Source organism: Rhizobium sp. Root1334 (assembly GCF_001426665.1).
GTDB lineage: Bacteria > Pseudomonadota > Alphaproteobacteria > Rhizobiales > Rhizobiaceae > Pararhizobium.
Genome location: NZ_LMEY01000019.1, coordinates 1 through 16,066, shown reverse-complemented (window position 1 = coordinate 16,066; position 16,066 = coordinate 1). Strand labels below are relative to the sequence as shown.

Here is a 16,066-nt window from a genome sequence, read left to right as displayed (position 1 = left end):
CAACCGGCGCTTCCTATGTTGCCTTTGGCGTCAGGCGACATCACGACGTAGCGAACCCATCGAACGTCAAGGCAAATTGCTGTGGGGCGCTCGCAACGGATACGACAATCTCCATACGGCTAACTTGCGGCCGCTTCTCTATCGTTAAATCCACGGTTCTCACTCTGTCTATATTGACGTCCATATAGACAGAGCATCCAGTTCGCCTCACTTCTTAGCAAGGCGGCCCTCCTCGGAGGCGTACGTCGGCGACCGCCACTGAGATCTTCAATTTCGATGTATCCATTCCGATGAAAAGTTTTCGCTATCCTTATCCACGGTCCGTCCTCGCTTAAGCATGGGGCTCGGTACCGGCCCGTCCGGTGCGACCGCCGTTTCATGCTTACTACGAAGGCGGACTGCCTTCACCGTGGGGCTCGGTACCGGCCCGTCCGGTGCGACCGCCGTTTCATGCTTACTACGAAGGCGGACTGCCTTCACCGTGCGAACATACGGTCTACGAGGATATCGTCGATCATTGCTGCGATGCGTGGCGAAAGCTCGAAAGCCAGCCCTGGCGCATCATGTCTATCGGTCGCAGAGGGTGGGCCAATGAGTTTTGATCAGTGAGGGGCCGTATAATCCACCTAACCACGCCCGAAACTGTTCAGGCGGACCGAACCAGGTTTGATTGGCCGGCACACGTGCCGGCCTTCGAAAAGCATGGAACTATCCTCTGCCCCTCGAAATCCGATTCCCCGCGACAATCTGCGACTACTTTAAGATGTCAAACGCATCCCATTCTCCTGAAAGAATGTGGAAAACCTCGATCGATATTCCACGTAAGACGCTTCAAACATCGATTGTTTGTCGCGATAATACAATGAGCTGAAGTCTAAATCCCGTGTTGTGTCGATGTCTTTACTTAGCACATGAGGTATGTGGAGTGAACGAGCCATTTCCTCCGTACGTGAGTCATGACACACAAGAACTGCTGGTGTGCCGGACAAAAGCGAAGCTATTGCGCCGTGCACACGGGTCCCGACGTAGAGAGATTTGTGAGACATGTACTTCAGCCACGGATTAAGATCAAAAAAGACCTTTGCGTGCTTCTTGAGGTATGTCGAAACGTCCTCAGGGCTCTGCTGATAGAAGTCGGAACAGGCGTCAGTAGCGCGTCTCAGTAGAGCCTCATTGTTAGTCCGCCCGAGGGCAAAATACATATCCGAAAGTTCGGACTGTAACACGATGTCCATGCTTTGTTTGAAGGCCTGTCTGTAAAAATACGCTTGAAAACCATCTGTGGGATTGAAGCCGTGCCTTGTTGAGCCAACGGCAATGTCTCGAGTCTGCTCCGGTTCGAAATGCCTAATATGCGGCGCAGCGGCCCCAGCCAGCAGAAGTGACGGGCAACCGGTGACCGTCACGTTGTTAATACCATAATGCTCAAGTACTTCGGCGCTGAACGATCCGCGAACACTGATTTTAGACGATCGTTCGGAGATAAGTTTGACCAAACGTTGAGTGCCAGAGGAAAGTACTGGGATTTTTGCGTCGAGCTCTGCCTGGGCACCCAGGCCGACAATAACCACGGGCAATTTAGTCTTCTCAAGTCGATCGGCTAGAGCGGCAAAATCCATCTTTGAATTTAGCCAGTTGGCAGCGGCGATAACGATGCTGTCATACGCTTGGTACCCCTCGACTGAGAGGCCAAGGCTGCCTGCTTTCGCACAATCTATATTCCGTAGCAGGCTCTCGCTGAACAACAAATTTCCGGTGTTGTTACCGCAATGCGCGAAAAGATCTTGAAGCGTGGATGTTGACGGGTTCGTATTGGAAAAAACACCGACAACAACTGGGTTATGAAACATGAACTACACTCACTCCAGCATGTCACGTACATGCAATTGTATGGTTGTGATTGATCGAACGGAATTGGCATCGGCTGAAAGGCCGACCCATCCCAGTAAAAGAGTTACTTCGCTTACGCATCCCTTGTTATTATCATTCCCGCAGTATCTCACCCATCGCGCGAGCCCCGCTCATACGGCCGCGAATAAGGGCCGCGTGTTGGAGAGCCCGGCGCATGGTCAGCAGAGGCGTGTTGGCGTCAACTTTGGCAAGCTTAAGAGCTTCCTGTGTGGCTTGCCCCTTTGCCATGTCCCACGCCACCTGATCTTGGTTCTCTATTTTCACCTCCGGAACGATACGCATTCCGAAGTGCTTTAGGAACATGCGGCCTTCCTGCTCGCCCACCTCAAGCAATTTTCGGGGGGCGTAATCGTGCGAGTGATATACTGCGGCCTCGTCAACGTAGGCCTTCTCGAAGCCAAGCTGAATGATCTGCGCAGCCCAGATCATATCTTCTCCCCAGGGAACGTCGGCATAGGGTACCTCGCGCCAAACAGACTTTCGCAGGCAGGAGTTGTTGTCGGAGTAGAACTGCAGGTGGTACTGCCAAGCAGGTGATCCCCGCTCGACAAAACCAGGCAGTTCGCGATCCCAAGCATAAAGCGCGCCTAATCGCTTGAAGCGATCGAACATCGCTTTTAGAGGTTCACCCTCGAAGAGCTCGTGCAACGGGTACGCGACGTGGCGCCCAAATACGCCGGCGACCTTGCTCCCCGCATCGAACCCCCCGACAAGGCGGTCCAACCAGTGCGGGGTAGTGGGGCAGGCGTCCTGCGTCAAAATGGCAACCACATCTGCGGACGCCATATCGATCCCGGCGTTTCGCGTCTTGCCGTGTCCGAACTGACTGCTTGGGATAGAGTGTAACACAATTCTTTGCCGGAGCGCGCGCGTACGGATGAGATCCAGCGTCTCGTCGGTCGAGCCAGAATCGATGATGACTAATTCGTAGCCCCCGTCTATTTTCTGTTCTGCCAAGGCATCCAAAACCGTTGCGAACTCGGGGCCTGCGTTGTAGGTCGGGATGAATACGGAGGCTTGCGGCTTGCGGTGCAGGGCTGGGGCTGAGAGACGTGTCCTATTCTCTGCTTCAAGCCGCGCAACGAGCGGCGCGATGTCGGGGGCTCCGCTTTCACGAACCTTGGTGCGGATAGCATCGGCAACTATTCGGCCAGATCGTTCCCAGTCCGCCGTTTCCAGGAATTTATGCGCGTTGGCAACCAGGATGTCGAGCTGTTCAGGACGCGAGAGCATATCCTCGAGTGCGTTAACCACCCCGTATACGGTTGGAGCAGCGAAGTAAACCGCTTCATCGGGATAAGCAACGCGAGTACTTTCCGTATCTACCTCCAGAACCGGTAGACTGCAGGCCATCATCTCGAGCGGTACAAGTGAATAATTGGTTGAGGAAAACACGAGACCAATATCGGAAGACCGGTAGATATCAGCTAATTCAGCGGGTTTGAGCACACCGTGAGGCGTAAAGCTGTACGGTTTTTGGCCAAAATCGATGTTCTCGCCGAAGAAATCCACGTGAAAGCGCCAGCCGCGTTTGGCCAAGACGTCTAGTGCCTCCAGCCCGAGACGCACAGCGCGCCGCGGCGTATAGGCGCGGGCGTAGAAGGCTATGTGTGGAATGCTGGCTCCATTAATGCTCGCTTGCGAGCGAACATCCCCTTGCGGGATGGGGAAAAATTCCGGCAAGTTGATATTTTCGCCGGTCGCGTCACTTGCAAAGAAATTCCCTGTTGGCACTGGGCCGTGACTAATGCGTGGACGGGGGTTTTCAAGTGGAGTGTAGATGTCGCGGTCAGCGCCAAGATACCAGCAGAATGTTTCCATGCCAGCACTGCGTGCCTTTGTCTCGAGCCATTTTCCAGCCGTTAAAGCTGTAAACCCAAAGTCGTAGGTGGCAAGCGCAGTAAACCGCAACTCGCCCGCGGGATGAAATTCGGATTCCCAATCCTGGATAAAGTAGAAGCGATGCGCAAACCGCGTCATGCGGCTGACGGGATATGCTGTCCAGCAATCAGTAGCAATTACGACATCGCCAGAGATTGCCTCCACGTCGTCGGTGAGAAAGCGCACTATCGCTTGTTCGGAAAGTGAAGTGTACCATGCTACTATTTGGGCTTTGGCCGTAGCGGGAAAACGATGGTTGAAGGCGTTCTGAATCCAAATCGTCTGACGAAAGCCAGCATCGTCGAACATTTTTACAAATCGAAAAATGGTCGTATGCCCACCGGCGCCTGGACCGAAATCTGGAATCACCCAATGCACGCTCAGACTGGCGCTGTTCACGGGCGCTGGTGGTGCGTGGAGGGGCAGAGGAGGGGAGATCGAAATCGCTGGCGTATCACGTAGCCAGCGCTGCCCAACCAGTTCTCTATCTTCGATCGCACAGGTCGCCGGATTGCGAAGCATCTCGACCCGTAGTGTCGGCGCGAAAAAGACGCCTACCTTAAAACCTTCGACATCGGGTACCAAGCATAAGGCGCGCTCTAGTGAATGGGCAAGCGTTCCGTCAACCTGCGACGCTTCCTCCCCAAATTCCGTTATATCAAATTTGGCGTCGATGATGGGTTTCAGCGCACTAGTCTTGAACCAGCACATCGAGCCAGCCGCAAAGTCCTCCAGTTGGTCGGGAACTGCAGTTTTGATGCCAATCCGCTGAAAAAGGTGCTCGAGAATATTCCGATTGCTTCCGTGGTTAACGTATTTTTTAATTTCAAAATAATTTTGGGGGTAGATCAGGCCAAAGGGAGAGGCTGGTTCCAGCAGGCTGAGAACATCATTTACTCGCGCATCGGAGCCAATTAATTGATCGATGAGATAGGTTCTCCAGCGTCCACCGAACTCGGTGTGCGGGCTGTATTTGGTATGAAGGTGGCACCACACGTCATGTTTTTCGATAATATCGGCAAGGCCGACAAATAGCGGCCCGATATCCCGGCCCTTGTTCGGCACTAAACGCACTTCGACTTTGATGTTGTCTGGTAGCTTTTCCTGAGCATACCGTCGCGCGGCCTCGACATCTGCTTCTTTGCAAACGGTGACGTAGAGCGAAAAATCGAAAGTCAGGTCTGCAAGGCATGTACATAATTCGGGAAACAGCGAGAGATAGAAAACGTGACAATGAATTGCGACGCTGCCAACGGCCGCCGGTGTTTCAGCTTTTGAGAGGGTGAACGCGTTTTCAGGTCGCGGCAAATTACCCACACGCTTCCCTAAATCAATGTAGTGTCGAAGCGGATTGATATCCGTATGTTCACCTTGGAGATAAGTTTGTTTATAAAAATAGGTATCGAAGAGCAGTGATGGGTTCCGGTTTTCCCGCCAGCCAGATTGATTAAAATGTTCTACGGGATCGATCCCCGCACGATGAACGTCCAAATACGTTGTTAAATAATAATCTCGATCGAAATATATGCCATAGTCCATAAGCGAAAACCTTGATCTGCAAAAAGGGAAAAGTCTTAACGGACGAGAAGACCATCCGGCCGGAGTGCTTCAGCTTCCTCCCGCAACAAAGTCGCCTGCGCGCGCTCTCCTTTGGCTTCCAGCTCTTTGGCTCTTGCAAGAAGGTCTTCGTGGATTTTTAACGCAAGACTTTTTGGGAAATGACTACTGCCCCGGTCTTTTTTCATGTCAGCTGCCGTACGGGCACCGTTTGACGTGTCGCGTGCGGAAGTGCGAAATAGCGGTTCGAGAGCGTTGAAAGCTGCCTCTATATTACCCGTCCTCGCCAAATAATCGATAGGTGAGGACATTGTCTCGAAGCTCCAATTGAGCTGCAGCCCCTGGGTGATCTCCGTGATCGCCAGACGGATGCCTTTTTCCGTATCGCCGTGATCATCGTAGAGTGTACGCCAAACCGCGAAAGCGGGGGGGGGCAACTGCCCTAAGCCCATTTCTTCGAGCAGCGCGATGGCCTCATCATATTTTCCCAGGATGTAAAGGAGCTGAGCTTCAATAAGCTTGATCTCAGGCGGAACGCTCATCGGCAGACCGAGGAGGGCCTCATACGCCTGCTTCAACCGATGATGCTTTAAAAACGAAACAAGCTGAGCGTAAGATGGGTCGCGTTCGATAATGAGCGGCACATTCACAGTTATGATAACTGGAGGCTTCACCCCGAGTTTGCTCAACTCGCTCCTGGCATCCTCCCCTACTGATGTCGTCCCGCCAAGGCGGGCGGCCGCCTTGTAGGATGCGATTGCATCCTCCATGCGATCTTGAAGTTTCGAGACATGGGCGACATGCAAATGGCCATCGGCATTGGCGTCATCTACCGCCACCGCACTCCGGTAGGCCTTTTCTGCTCCTTGTAAGAAGTGCTGCTCTTTGAGTGAATGGCCATATTGGATTAGGATTGCGCCATCATCCGGCTTGATCGAAAGGGCGAGTTCATAATGCTTCGCAGCGATCGACCACTGCCGCAGGGCATTGGCTTCATCGCCCATCCTCACATTTCGATCGAACTGCGAGCTTTTGTCGAGAACTCGAAATTTTTGTTTGTTAAACCATCTCATTAAGCGCTCTTTTAAAGATCTCGTGAGGTCCCACTAAATTGAACAGGTGGATTTAGTGGCGATATTATTGGTGAGCATTGGTGCGTCTATAAAGCATCTGCTCCAGACAAGGAAATTATGTTCTGTAGTGCTTTTACATGCTTTGAAGGGGGGGTCAACACAAACGCGAGGCGCTCAACATTGGTCATTGTTAACGCTGATAATTCGCTCGACGCAAGCTAAGAGTTTTCGCCATCGCCAAGCCCTCTGATAAATTCATTCGTTAATTCGGGTGAAAAGCAGGCAGTCGATAAATTACCGGTTCCGACTTAGCAAGCCTATCCGAAGGAAATCAACAATAATCGAAATTCCCCCGTTCAAATCAATAGGCAACGGGCATCCACCGAATTATTGTGAGGTGAGGCGAACTAGCAACCTAAGGTTCAAGTGAAAAATCTTCATATTGGCGGGTTAAGTTTGGGTTATAGTAACGGTCTTTCAATAGCGTATCGCCCCATTTTTTCGTCATGAAGTCTGCCTCTTCTTTGAAACGAGCTGCATTTTTTCCGCCAATATCCAGGCCACGTGAGATGCTTTCATGGTGAAAAAGCTCGGCCCACGGCGTGAATAGAGTTTTCCAACCGCGCTCAGCGAGCTTCAAACATAGATCCACATCGTTGAATGCAACGCGCAGATTGTCCTCGTCAAAGCCACCGACCGCTTGAAATTTCTTTTTTTCCACGACAAGGCACGCCGCAGTCACGGCGATGGCCGATTGTTGTACGATAAGACGATTCATGTAACCCGGCGCGCCGCGCGGGGAGTATTTGTGACCGTGGCCGGCCACTGAGCCAATACCCCCGACGATGCCAGCATGTTGTACATGACCACTGTCGTAAAGCAGTTTTGCGCCGACGGCGCCGACCCGCGAGTCAAGCGAAGCTGGCACCATCTCCGAAAGCCAGTCGCCTTTTATCGCCTCGACATCATTGTTCACCAATGCAAGTACCGAGCCCTTGGCAAGAGCCGCTGCACGATTGTTCAGGCGGGAGAAGTTAAAAGGTCCGTCGTCACGTAGAACGGAGACCCGGCCTGTTTTAGATATTTTTGCATAATAGGCGTGGCTTTGCGCTTCCACACTTCCGTTATCGACGATCACAATATCAAAAGCAGGATAGGCTGTATGCCCCAAGATGGATTCGACAGCGTTTTTCAGGAGGTCTGTCCGGTCCCGGGTAGGGATGATCAACGTAACATGGGGCGGAGTTCCCCTTAATGGCCAGACAAGTCTGGCAGTTCCTGGTAAAGCTCCTGGCTTCACGGCAAAGCCTAGGTGTTGCGTTTGCGCGATATAGGCAACGGGACTGACAATATCCTTCTCGTTCTCCTTCTCCATTTCATAGCAGTGCCAGAGCGGCCATGGGATGTGGCAAATCTGGTTATCCTTCGCTGCGGCCGCGGCACGCAAAAGCACATAGAAGTCCTGGCTTCCGGCAAATTTTTCGGAGCGTCCGCCAGCCTGTTTCAGCGCGGCGGCCGAGAATATTACCGTCCGGCCGATATAATCGTAGCAACAGGCGTAGTAGAAATTCCAGTCAGGCTTAAATTGTGGAGAGTGACGCCGCTGCTTGGCGTCGATAATATCATGGTCGCAATATACCAAGACTGCCCCCGGATTATCTGCAAGAGTGGCAGAAAACCAAAGAAGAGCATCGGGCGAAAGGCGATCTCCTGCTTCGATATGGGCGATGTAGTCGGTATTTAGTATCGTCGAGCCCAAGGCTAGAATTTCGTCCGCATCCAGTTTTCCCGGAACCGTGTGAATTTCCAGTCGAGGGTTGCGAGTGGCTTCTACATGTAGAAAATCTCGGACAGATGTCGGCACCCCGTCGTCAGAAATAACAAGTAGCTTCCAGTCCGCATCGCCTTCCTGCAGTTTGAAAGAATGCAGCGTGGAACGAAGTCTCGCAACATCGGCATGACCGGCCGGCAAAAGCCATCCCAGTGAGTTCCGGGCTCGCAATGGTTCTTCACGGGCTACTGGTTTTTTTCGATGATCATATTTCGCCATCCAACGCTCATAGGCATCGACGGCCGGTGCCTGAAAAATCCATTCCAGCGTCGAATGAATACGTTTGCGCCAGCCACATCCCGCCGTTGCAATAATCTTGGCCAGAGCAACAGTTCCAATTCTCTGCCGTGCACTTGACAGGACTTTAGAAAAAGAAAGTCTCCTGAGGCTTGCATCCGATATGAGAAATTTTCCAGCGGATATGACGGGATCGAGGCGGATTGTGAATACTGGGTTCGGAACGTAGAAGGTTGCGCCGAAAAAATCGTTGCCTTGTGGCAGAAGACGGACAGAGAAAAACTCCCCCCAACCCGGTAGACGTTCCAGGAAAAGCACCGGATCGAGCGGCTGCCTTTGAGTAACAATCCGAACGCGGAATTCCACCCAAGATGCGCTGATGTCTTCGATGCTAGCCGGCTTGACAAAACCGAGTTTCATCTGTGGATTTGCGGTGGTCGCACAAAGACTATCATTTTCAATGACCAGGTTGGTCAACGGCGACAGTCTAACAGGGATAGTCTTATTGCCCTTCGTTGCGGGACATCTTCCTTTTGATGCTCCTTGATGACCTAATCTTCTCCGTCTGTCGTGCTCTTCTGCGATTCTGGTGTCGAGCTTGCTTTGGGTTAGCAGCAGTGCGTCGGGGAGAGCTGATGCGGTCTCACTCTTCTGCCCGGTAAATCCGCGAAAAAGGCGATTGTTCGACTTTGCTATTCTGAGAGCATCGATTTCGGGTCGGACGTAGGGCGCATGCGGAATGCGTGTCAGCGCATCAAAAATTTCGATGGCATTGTCAAGCTGTCCCAGAACTTTAGATAGATGGCCAAGGTGTAGTGGCGCGTCAGTGTCAGTCCCGTCCCATTCCATTGCGTAGCGGTAGGCTTTAGCGGCCTCCTCAAGGTAGCCAGCTTCCTTGAGCATATGTCCGTATTGGACAAGGAGTGATGAGCTGGGTTCAACTACCGCCGCTATGCCATAATGCAGTGAAGCCGAAACCCACTCACGGTTCTCAGCGTGCCAGCGCGCCTGCGCAAGGCGTTCTTGGATAGATATGTCAGCTTCCAACGTCCAACCTGTCAATCATCAAAGCGAATCTTCATGAAGGCACTGTCAATATTTCGGCAGCAATCTGGTTGGGAGTCTCGTCATGTCGTTTCCTTCACGTATTTCGGCTTCCCAAAATCGCAGCTCATGATTGTTGCAAATGTGTTAAACAGAACCGTCAGCTACAGCTTTCAAATACCTGCCATATTCGCTCTTCCCCAATTTCTGAGCAAGTATCTCCAACTGCGTTTGATCGATGAAGCCTTTGACGAAGGCAACTTCCTCGGGGCAGTTGATTTTGATGCCCTGTCTTTTCTGCAGTGTCGAGACGAACTCGCCTGCGTCCAGAAGGCTTTGCGGCGTCCCGGTATCGAGCCAAGCATAGCCGCGGCCCATCAGCTCGACACTAAGTTTACCTTGTTCAAGGTAGATCTTGTTGACATCTGTGATTTCGAGTTCGCCGCGCGCGGAAGGTTTGAGGTTTGCAGCTATGTCGACCACGTTCTTATCGTAAAAATAAAGCCCGGTCACAGCCCAGTGAGATTTTGGACTAACCGGCTTCTCCTCCAGGGAGACCGCGGACATAGATTTATCAAACTCGACCACGCCATATCGCTCGGGATCGGTCACATGATAGGCAAACACAGTTGCACCCTCGGTGCGGTTCGACGCGTTCTCGAATAGGGCAGTAATCCCGTGGCCATAGAAGATATTGTCACCAAGGATAAGGCACGAGGGATCTGAGCCGATGAAGTCGGCACCGATAATGTAGGCTTGCGCAAGTCCTTCCGGTGACGGTTGTTCGCCGTAGGAAAGCGAAATCCCCCAAGCAGACCCGTCGCCAAGCAAACGGCGGAAATGGGGCAGATCGTGCGGTGTAGATATAATTAAGATCTCACGGATACCAGCTAACATAAGCGTCGAAAGCGGATAATATATCATCGGTTTGTCGTAGATCGGCATAAGTTGCTTTGAGGTGACGAGCGTCATCGGATGTAGGCGCGTACCACTACCACCCGCAAGAATTATACCCTTCATGAAATGTTCCTTAGCAAATTAAAAAATTAGGGATTTAAAAGTCTGGAAACCACCGTCGCGGTCGATGTTTTCCAATCGGTCAACCGAACGCCGTGGATTTTTTCCAGCTTGCCACATTCCAGGCGTGAGTTCTTTGGCCGCCGCGCGGGCGTAGGATATTGTGCCGTCGTAATCGGTTTGATCGACGCGGTCGGGCCGCCGTTCTCAAGAGAGAGTCGTAATATTTCCGTCGCGAAGTCCGCCCAGCTAGCATCACCACTTCCTGTCATGTGGAATACGCCTCGAAAACTTTTATCCTCAGATGACAGCAGGTTTTCGGCCACACGCAAAACACCGTCCGCGATATCAAGAGCTGATGTAGGATTGCCATATTGATCGCAGACCACATTCAGTTCATCTCGTCCTTCGGCGATACGCAACATCGTGCGAAGGAAATTCTTGCCGTAGGGGCTATAAACCCACGCTGTCCTTAAAATCGCATAGTCTGACGTGACCCGTGCAAGCGATAGCTCTCCTGCAAGCTTGGAATGTCCATACACGCCAAGCGGACTAACGGTATCTTCCTCGTTATATGGCGTCGTCTTTTCTCCATTGAAGACATAGTCTGTCGATAAGTGAACTACAGGTATACCGAGTTTCGCCGCACTTTCCCCGACTATACCGGGAGCCACGCCGTTGACCTGAAAAGCCGCTGCTTCATCACCCTCAGCTGCATCAACCTCTGTAAACGCGGCAGCCGAAATAATTAGGTCCGGCTTGGAGTCGAGGATTGACTTTTCGACGGTTTCCGGTGCCGCGAGATTGAGCAATGGCCGGCCGAGAGGCACGATTTCAACTCCGGGCCAAAATGCTGATCGTTCGATCAGCGCGCTCACGACCTGTCCTGCTCTTCCCGTCACAACATATCGATGCGTCATCATTTGCCTCTAGGCGCTTTCAATAGGCCAAGACGGCTACCATCATACCCTTGTCTAAGCGGCATCCACCACCATTGGTTGTTAAGGTACCACTGTACGGTTTTTTCGATCCCGGTCTCGAAATTCTCCTGCGCCTTCCAACCAAGCTCGTTCTCGAGCTTGGTAGCGTCGATGGCGTAACGCGCATCATGGCCCGGACGATCGGTGACGTGGGTAATTAGTTTTTCATGGGGCTTCGCTTCAGGATGCAGTTCGTCCATGATCGCGACGATTCGATGAACTACATCGATATTGCGGCGTTCGTTGCGACCGCCGACATTGTAGGTTTCACCTATCCGTCCCTTTTCTGCGATGAGATCGAGCGCCCTCGCGTGGTCGTCTACATAGAGCCAGTCCCGGATATTTGCGCCGTTTCCGTATACCGGCAGGGGTCTTCCTTCCAGCGCATTGAGGATGATCAGCGGAATCAGTTTCTCCGGAAAATGGAAAGGACCATAATTGTTCGAGCAATTGGAGACGATCACCGGCATTCCGTAGGTGCGCATCCACGCCTTGGCGAGATGGTCGGACGCAGCCTTCGAAGCAGAATAAGGCGAAGAGGGATCGTAGGGTGTAGCCTCCATAAATAGGCCGGTATCGCCAAGCGAACCATAAACCTCATCCGTGGAAACATGAAGGAAGCGAAAAGCTTCCTTGTTATCTGTAGAAAGGGTCTGCCAATATTGACGTCCTGCCTCCAGCATAGTGAAGGTGCCGATAACATTGGTCTCGACGAAATCACGCGCGCCGGTGATCGAACGATCGACGTGACTTTCAGCGGCCAAATGCATGACCCGGTCGGGTTTGAAGTCGTCGAAAGCCGCTTGGATTGCCGCCCTGTCGCAGATATCTGCCTTGAGGAAGCGATGCAGCGGATTGTTGTCAAGCACGGACAACGACGCCAGATTGCCGGCATACGTCAGCTTATCAACAGTCAGAACCTCATAGCCTTTGACTCGAACCAGGTGGCGAACCACAGCCGATCCGATGAAGCCTGCGCCGCCGGTAACAAGAACACGCATCCACTTTCTCCTCAATGATCGGCCGGCAGGCCATCCTTTATTACTTAAAAAACGAAATTTGCGTCCAGAGCTGAAAGCGCGGGTTGCACTGCATCTTTTGAAGATAAAATCGCCTTATCCCCCGAGACAGGCCAGTTGATGCCAATCTCAGGGTCATTCCAAAACAAGCCGCGATCATGCTCAGCGCTGTAATAATCTGTCACGTTATAGGATAGAATGCTGTTCGGCTCCAGGGTGCAGAAGCCATGCGCGAAACCCGGCGGAATCCAGAGTTGGCAGCCATTTTCGGCGGTCAACTCTACCTTTACATGCTGGCCAAACGTTGGCGATCCTTTGCGGATATCGACCGCAACGTCCAGAATGCCTCCGCTGATGCAACGAACCAGTTTACCCTGAGCTCGCGGCTCTAGTTGAAAATGCAGCCCGCGCACTGTCCCAACCTCGGCCGAAAGCGACTGGTTGCCCTGAATAAATGAAAAGATACCCACTTTCTCCAGGAATAAATCCGCACGGAAAGTTTCAGAAAAATATCCCCTGCTATCGCCAATTTTTTTCGGTGTGATTAACACTATTCCTGGCAGATCTAAATTCTCAAATTGCATTCTCTTCCCTTGCACCCTGCACCGATTGCGCCACGCCTTTTATCAACCCGTTTTCTTTGATGCAATGGACTTCGTTGCCGACAACTGCACCCTTCAAAAGTCTGCAGAATGTCAATTGGCGTCTAATCCCAACCGTGGTTGATCAGAACCCTTACGGTCATTGTCGTCCGCCGGCTAAAATGTTCTTCCATGGCCGCTCCTGAAGTTTCCTCCAAGCACCTTCATCACCCGATAAACGCGTTTGACGTTCGGCCATGAGTGGCTTTCGCTACGGGCTTTACGGCGTAAGAGCGCATGAACCCGGCGGTATCCATAGGTTGGCATCTCTGAGATGATCGCTTTGATTACGTCGACGAGATCATCATCCCCGAACGGCGGCCGACCACGGGTTTGGAAGGACGCTGTCTCACTCGCTCAACCATGTTTGACCGGGCAACACCAAAAGTCTCGCACACAGCCGTCATCGGGAACTTCCCTTCGGCAATGACAGCGAGCGCAACAGGTGTTTTTTTTGGGCCGGCGGCGATCTCAAGCGCCTCTTTGAGAATCTCGCCTTCCATCGTCTTCTTGCCGAGCAGACGCTGTAGTTCTTTGGCGTGGTTCTGAAGGGCACGATATTCGGATGCTGGAACGACATCATCCTCGGCAGCAGTTGCCGTCAGAGCTCCTTGGGTGGCAAGCTTACGCCAGGTAAACAACTGGTTCGGCTGAATGCCATAACGGCGAGCAACGATGCTCACGGTTGCGTCCGGCTCATATGTCTCCTGGATGATGGCAAGCTTCTCTGCCGTCGACCAGCGACGGCGGCGCTCTGGGCCGGACAGGAATTCTATCTTAGGACTGTGACTGGTCATAATGGGCACATTACCTCGCACACTTGTTAAGTGGGAGATCGTGTCCGGATATTTATGGGGGCATTAAAAGATTCAGATTCGGCGGTCCTTGGGGAATCCCGGGAGCCAACTTCAGTGAAGGTTGTTATTAGTCACCGTATCGAGCCAATGCCGCAGTTGGGCGTTCAGATCATCAATGTTGCGAAACGAACGGACCAGCCACAGTCCAGGAGACCTACGAGGCTGATGTAACCGTCAGCATCGTCGCCCATTTCTGCGATGCCTACCAAAAACACAAAAGCCAGCCACGGCGCATTATGTTCATTAGAGAATGGTCGAATGAGTTTTGATCAGGGAGAAGCTGTATACGGCGCCACCGGGCACCTGCATTTATTTGAAATCAAACACAACGTGCTCTAATGAGTTTTGTAGGGCTGTCCTTTGGCGGGGGCTCGCCGATTACGTGTGATTGTGATGTAAGGACGCGGCGTGGAAGACTTTCAGCGAGAGCAGATTTCCGATTACATTTGGACCTATTCGCACGTGTCTGGAAAGATATATGCGGAACGACTCAAGCTGCTTCCAACTGGGATTATTCACGGATATGACAGTATCAATTTATCGTCCTGGGGTTGGGAGCAGTCTGAAATTGTATTGTACAATAGTGATGGGGATTTATCTGCGAGACTACACCGTACGACCGAGCAAGATATTGTTTTTGAAGGAACATATCTCCGAAATCCTGAAATCAGATTGCGCTTTCAAGTAACGGGCGAGGGACCGTTACTGGTTGTGCGGCCAGGAACGCGCCAGCACTTTACAAACGAGGCCGCTTTGTATGGCTGGTCCATAGGTGATCACACTTACGGAAATCCCAGCGTGCTTGAGCAAGGGTACGGAACATTGACGATAGGTAGATTCACGTCAATTGGGCCCGGCGTCACAATTGTTTTAGCAAACCATTCTTACAGATCGGCGACGACCTATCCTTTCGTAGCGTTGTCCGCTTACTGGCCGTCAGTGCCCGACGGCGCTGAGGATCACACGGAAAAGGGTGGCGTAGAGATCGGCAATGACGTCTGGATTGGCACCCGCGCAGTATTACTTTCCGGGGTCAGGGTAGGTGACGGCGCAATCATTGCAGCCGGGTCGGTCGTTACGCGTGACGTTCCACCTTACGAGATCCATGGAGGAACCCCGGCACAAATAATAAAGCGCAGGCACTCTCCCGAAGCCGCAGAAGCACTGTTGGATATTGCATGGTGGGACTGGCCAGATGCAAAAATCGACAGGTTTCTGCCTTTAATTCTTTCAGAGGATATCAACGCTTTCATAGAACAAGCGCGATCAAATCCATGATCGAACTTGCTTGACGTTTGCGGCTCGCTGCGCAGATGATCTGGATACATTTTCCGAAAAATGTATTGATCGCTGACGATGAGAGCCAGTCCAGAGGCGAGCCAACTCCTTCAAGGCTTTATTTTTCGTTAGCGCTACGAATGGCCCACGGCTTTTGTGATTGACGGAATAGGTTTCTGGCGCTCGGTCAGTATTTCTGCTTTGCCCGCTTCGGCATAAAGTAGGTTCGGATGTTGACGAGTGCTTCGGCGACATCAGCAGCATCCTGGCAGGTCGCTTTGCGTTTCGCCTCGCCGAGCTTGCGGATGGGCGCGATGATATCGCCAGTGACGGCATGGCCTCGCAGGACGGGCCGCCAAAGCTTGGGCGCGTACTCTGTTCCTAACAAAAAGGAGATATCCCAATCGAAGATATCAAAGGTTTGACCATCGATCCTGGTGAACCTGGGCCGGTGGTCTCTCGGTGTTTCGGAAAGGCCTGCCGAGATGCGGTTATACTCTGCGACAATCGTCTGCACGGCTTGATGCTCGGTCGTTTCCATCGGTAGGTTCAGGGCATCCGGACCAGTCAGTTCCGGGATCCATTTGCGTGGGTCGATGAACTTCGGGCCGATGATGAGGGCCGTGAGGTAGCCATCGAGACGTATGCGACGTCCACGCCCCATAGATTTTTCGGTTGATCTACGGGCCGTCAAATGAGCTCACCGAAGAGTATCTGACGAGCTCATTGTGAGGCTCTGA

The 16,066-nt window shown here is 52.3% G+C and carries 9 protein-coding genes and 2 pseudogenes; 1 reads left to right on the top strand and 10 read right to left on the bottom strand.

The annotated features are described in order from the left end of the window. Positions 1 to 758: 758 nt before the first annotated feature. The 9 genes and pseudogenes from ASD36_RS18405 to ASD36_RS30270 all read right to left on the bottom strand — a co-directional run. A complete protein-coding gene (locus ASD36_RS18405) occupies positions 759 to 1,850 on the bottom strand; it encodes a polysaccharide pyruvyl transferase family protein (protein ID WP_082562841.1) in 1,092 nt (363 codons plus the stop codon). Positions 1,851 to 1,983: 133 nt separating this feature from the next. After that, complete coding sequence (locus ASD36_RS18400; RefSeq protein WP_060511719.1) at positions 1,984 to 5,331, bottom strand: rhamnan synthesis F family protein; 3,348 nt, start codon at positions 5,329 to 5,331, stop codon at positions 1,984 to 1,986. Positions 5,332 to 5,366: 35 nt separating this feature from the next. Next, positions 5,367 to 6,422, bottom strand: coding sequence for a hypothetical protein (locus tag ASD36_RS18395; RefSeq protein ID WP_060641742.1), 1,056 nt, complete (start codon positions 6,420 to 6,422; stop codon positions 5,367 to 5,369). A 415-nt stretch (positions 6,423 to 6,837) separates the two neighbouring features. Next, positions 6,838 to 9,537: a glycosyltransferase family 2 protein gene (locus ASD36_RS18390; protein WP_060511714.1), complete on the bottom strand. Its 2,700-nt coding sequence runs from the start codon at positions 9,535 to 9,537 to the stop codon at positions 6,838 to 6,840. Positions 9,538 to 9,681: 144 nt separating this feature from the next. Beyond that, positions 9,682 to 10,554 (bottom strand): glucose-1-phosphate thymidylyltransferase RfbA, encoded by an 873-nt coding sequence (gene rfbA / locus ASD36_RS18385; RefSeq protein ID WP_060511712.1) that lies wholly within the window; start codon positions 10,552 to 10,554, stop codon positions 9,682 to 9,684. Positions 10,555 to 10,580: 26 nt separating this feature from the next. Continuing rightward, positions 10,581 to 11,471: a dTDP-4-dehydrorhamnose reductase gene (rfbD, locus tag ASD36_RS18380; RefSeq protein WP_347360138.1), complete on the bottom strand. Its 891-nt coding sequence runs from the start codon at positions 11,469 to 11,471 to the stop codon at positions 10,581 to 10,583. Continuing rightward, positions 11,471 to 12,532 (bottom strand): dTDP-glucose 4,6-dehydratase, encoded by a 1,062-nt coding sequence (rfbB, locus tag ASD36_RS18375; protein WP_060511708.1) that lies wholly within the window; start codon positions 12,530 to 12,532, stop codon positions 11,471 to 11,473. The genes rfbD and rfbB overlap by 1 nt, the downstream gene beginning before the upstream one ends. 44 nt (positions 12,533 to 12,576) lie before the next feature. Further along, positions 12,577 to 13,134 carry a dTDP-4-dehydrorhamnose 3,5-epimerase gene (gene rfbC, locus ASD36_RS18370; RefSeq protein ID WP_060511706.1) on the bottom strand — a complete coding sequence of 186 codons (558 nt, stop codon included), beginning with the start codon at positions 13,132 to 13,134 and terminating at the stop codon, positions 12,577 to 12,579. Positions 13,135 to 13,350: 216 nt separating this feature from the next. Then, positions 13,351 to 13,988, bottom strand: a pseudogene (locus ASD36_RS30270) (transposase); the annotation flags it as partial. Between the two features lie 468 nt (positions 13,989 to 14,456). Here ASD36_RS30270 and ASD36_RS18360 point away from each other — a divergent pair. After that, on the top strand, positions 14,457 to 15,326 hold the full coding sequence (locus tag ASD36_RS18360; protein WP_200954913.1) for a CatB-related O-acetyltransferase: 870 nt from the start codon (positions 14,457 to 14,459) through the stop codon (positions 15,324 to 15,326). A gap of 187 nt (positions 15,327 to 15,513) precedes the next feature. On the opposite strand, the pseudogene ASD36_RS18355 reads toward ASD36_RS18360, so the two are convergent. Continuing rightward, a pseudogene (locus ASD36_RS18355) lies at positions 15,514 to 15,966 on the bottom strand (UPF0149 family protein); the annotation flags it as partial. Positions 15,967 to 16,066 lie beyond the last annotated feature (100 nt).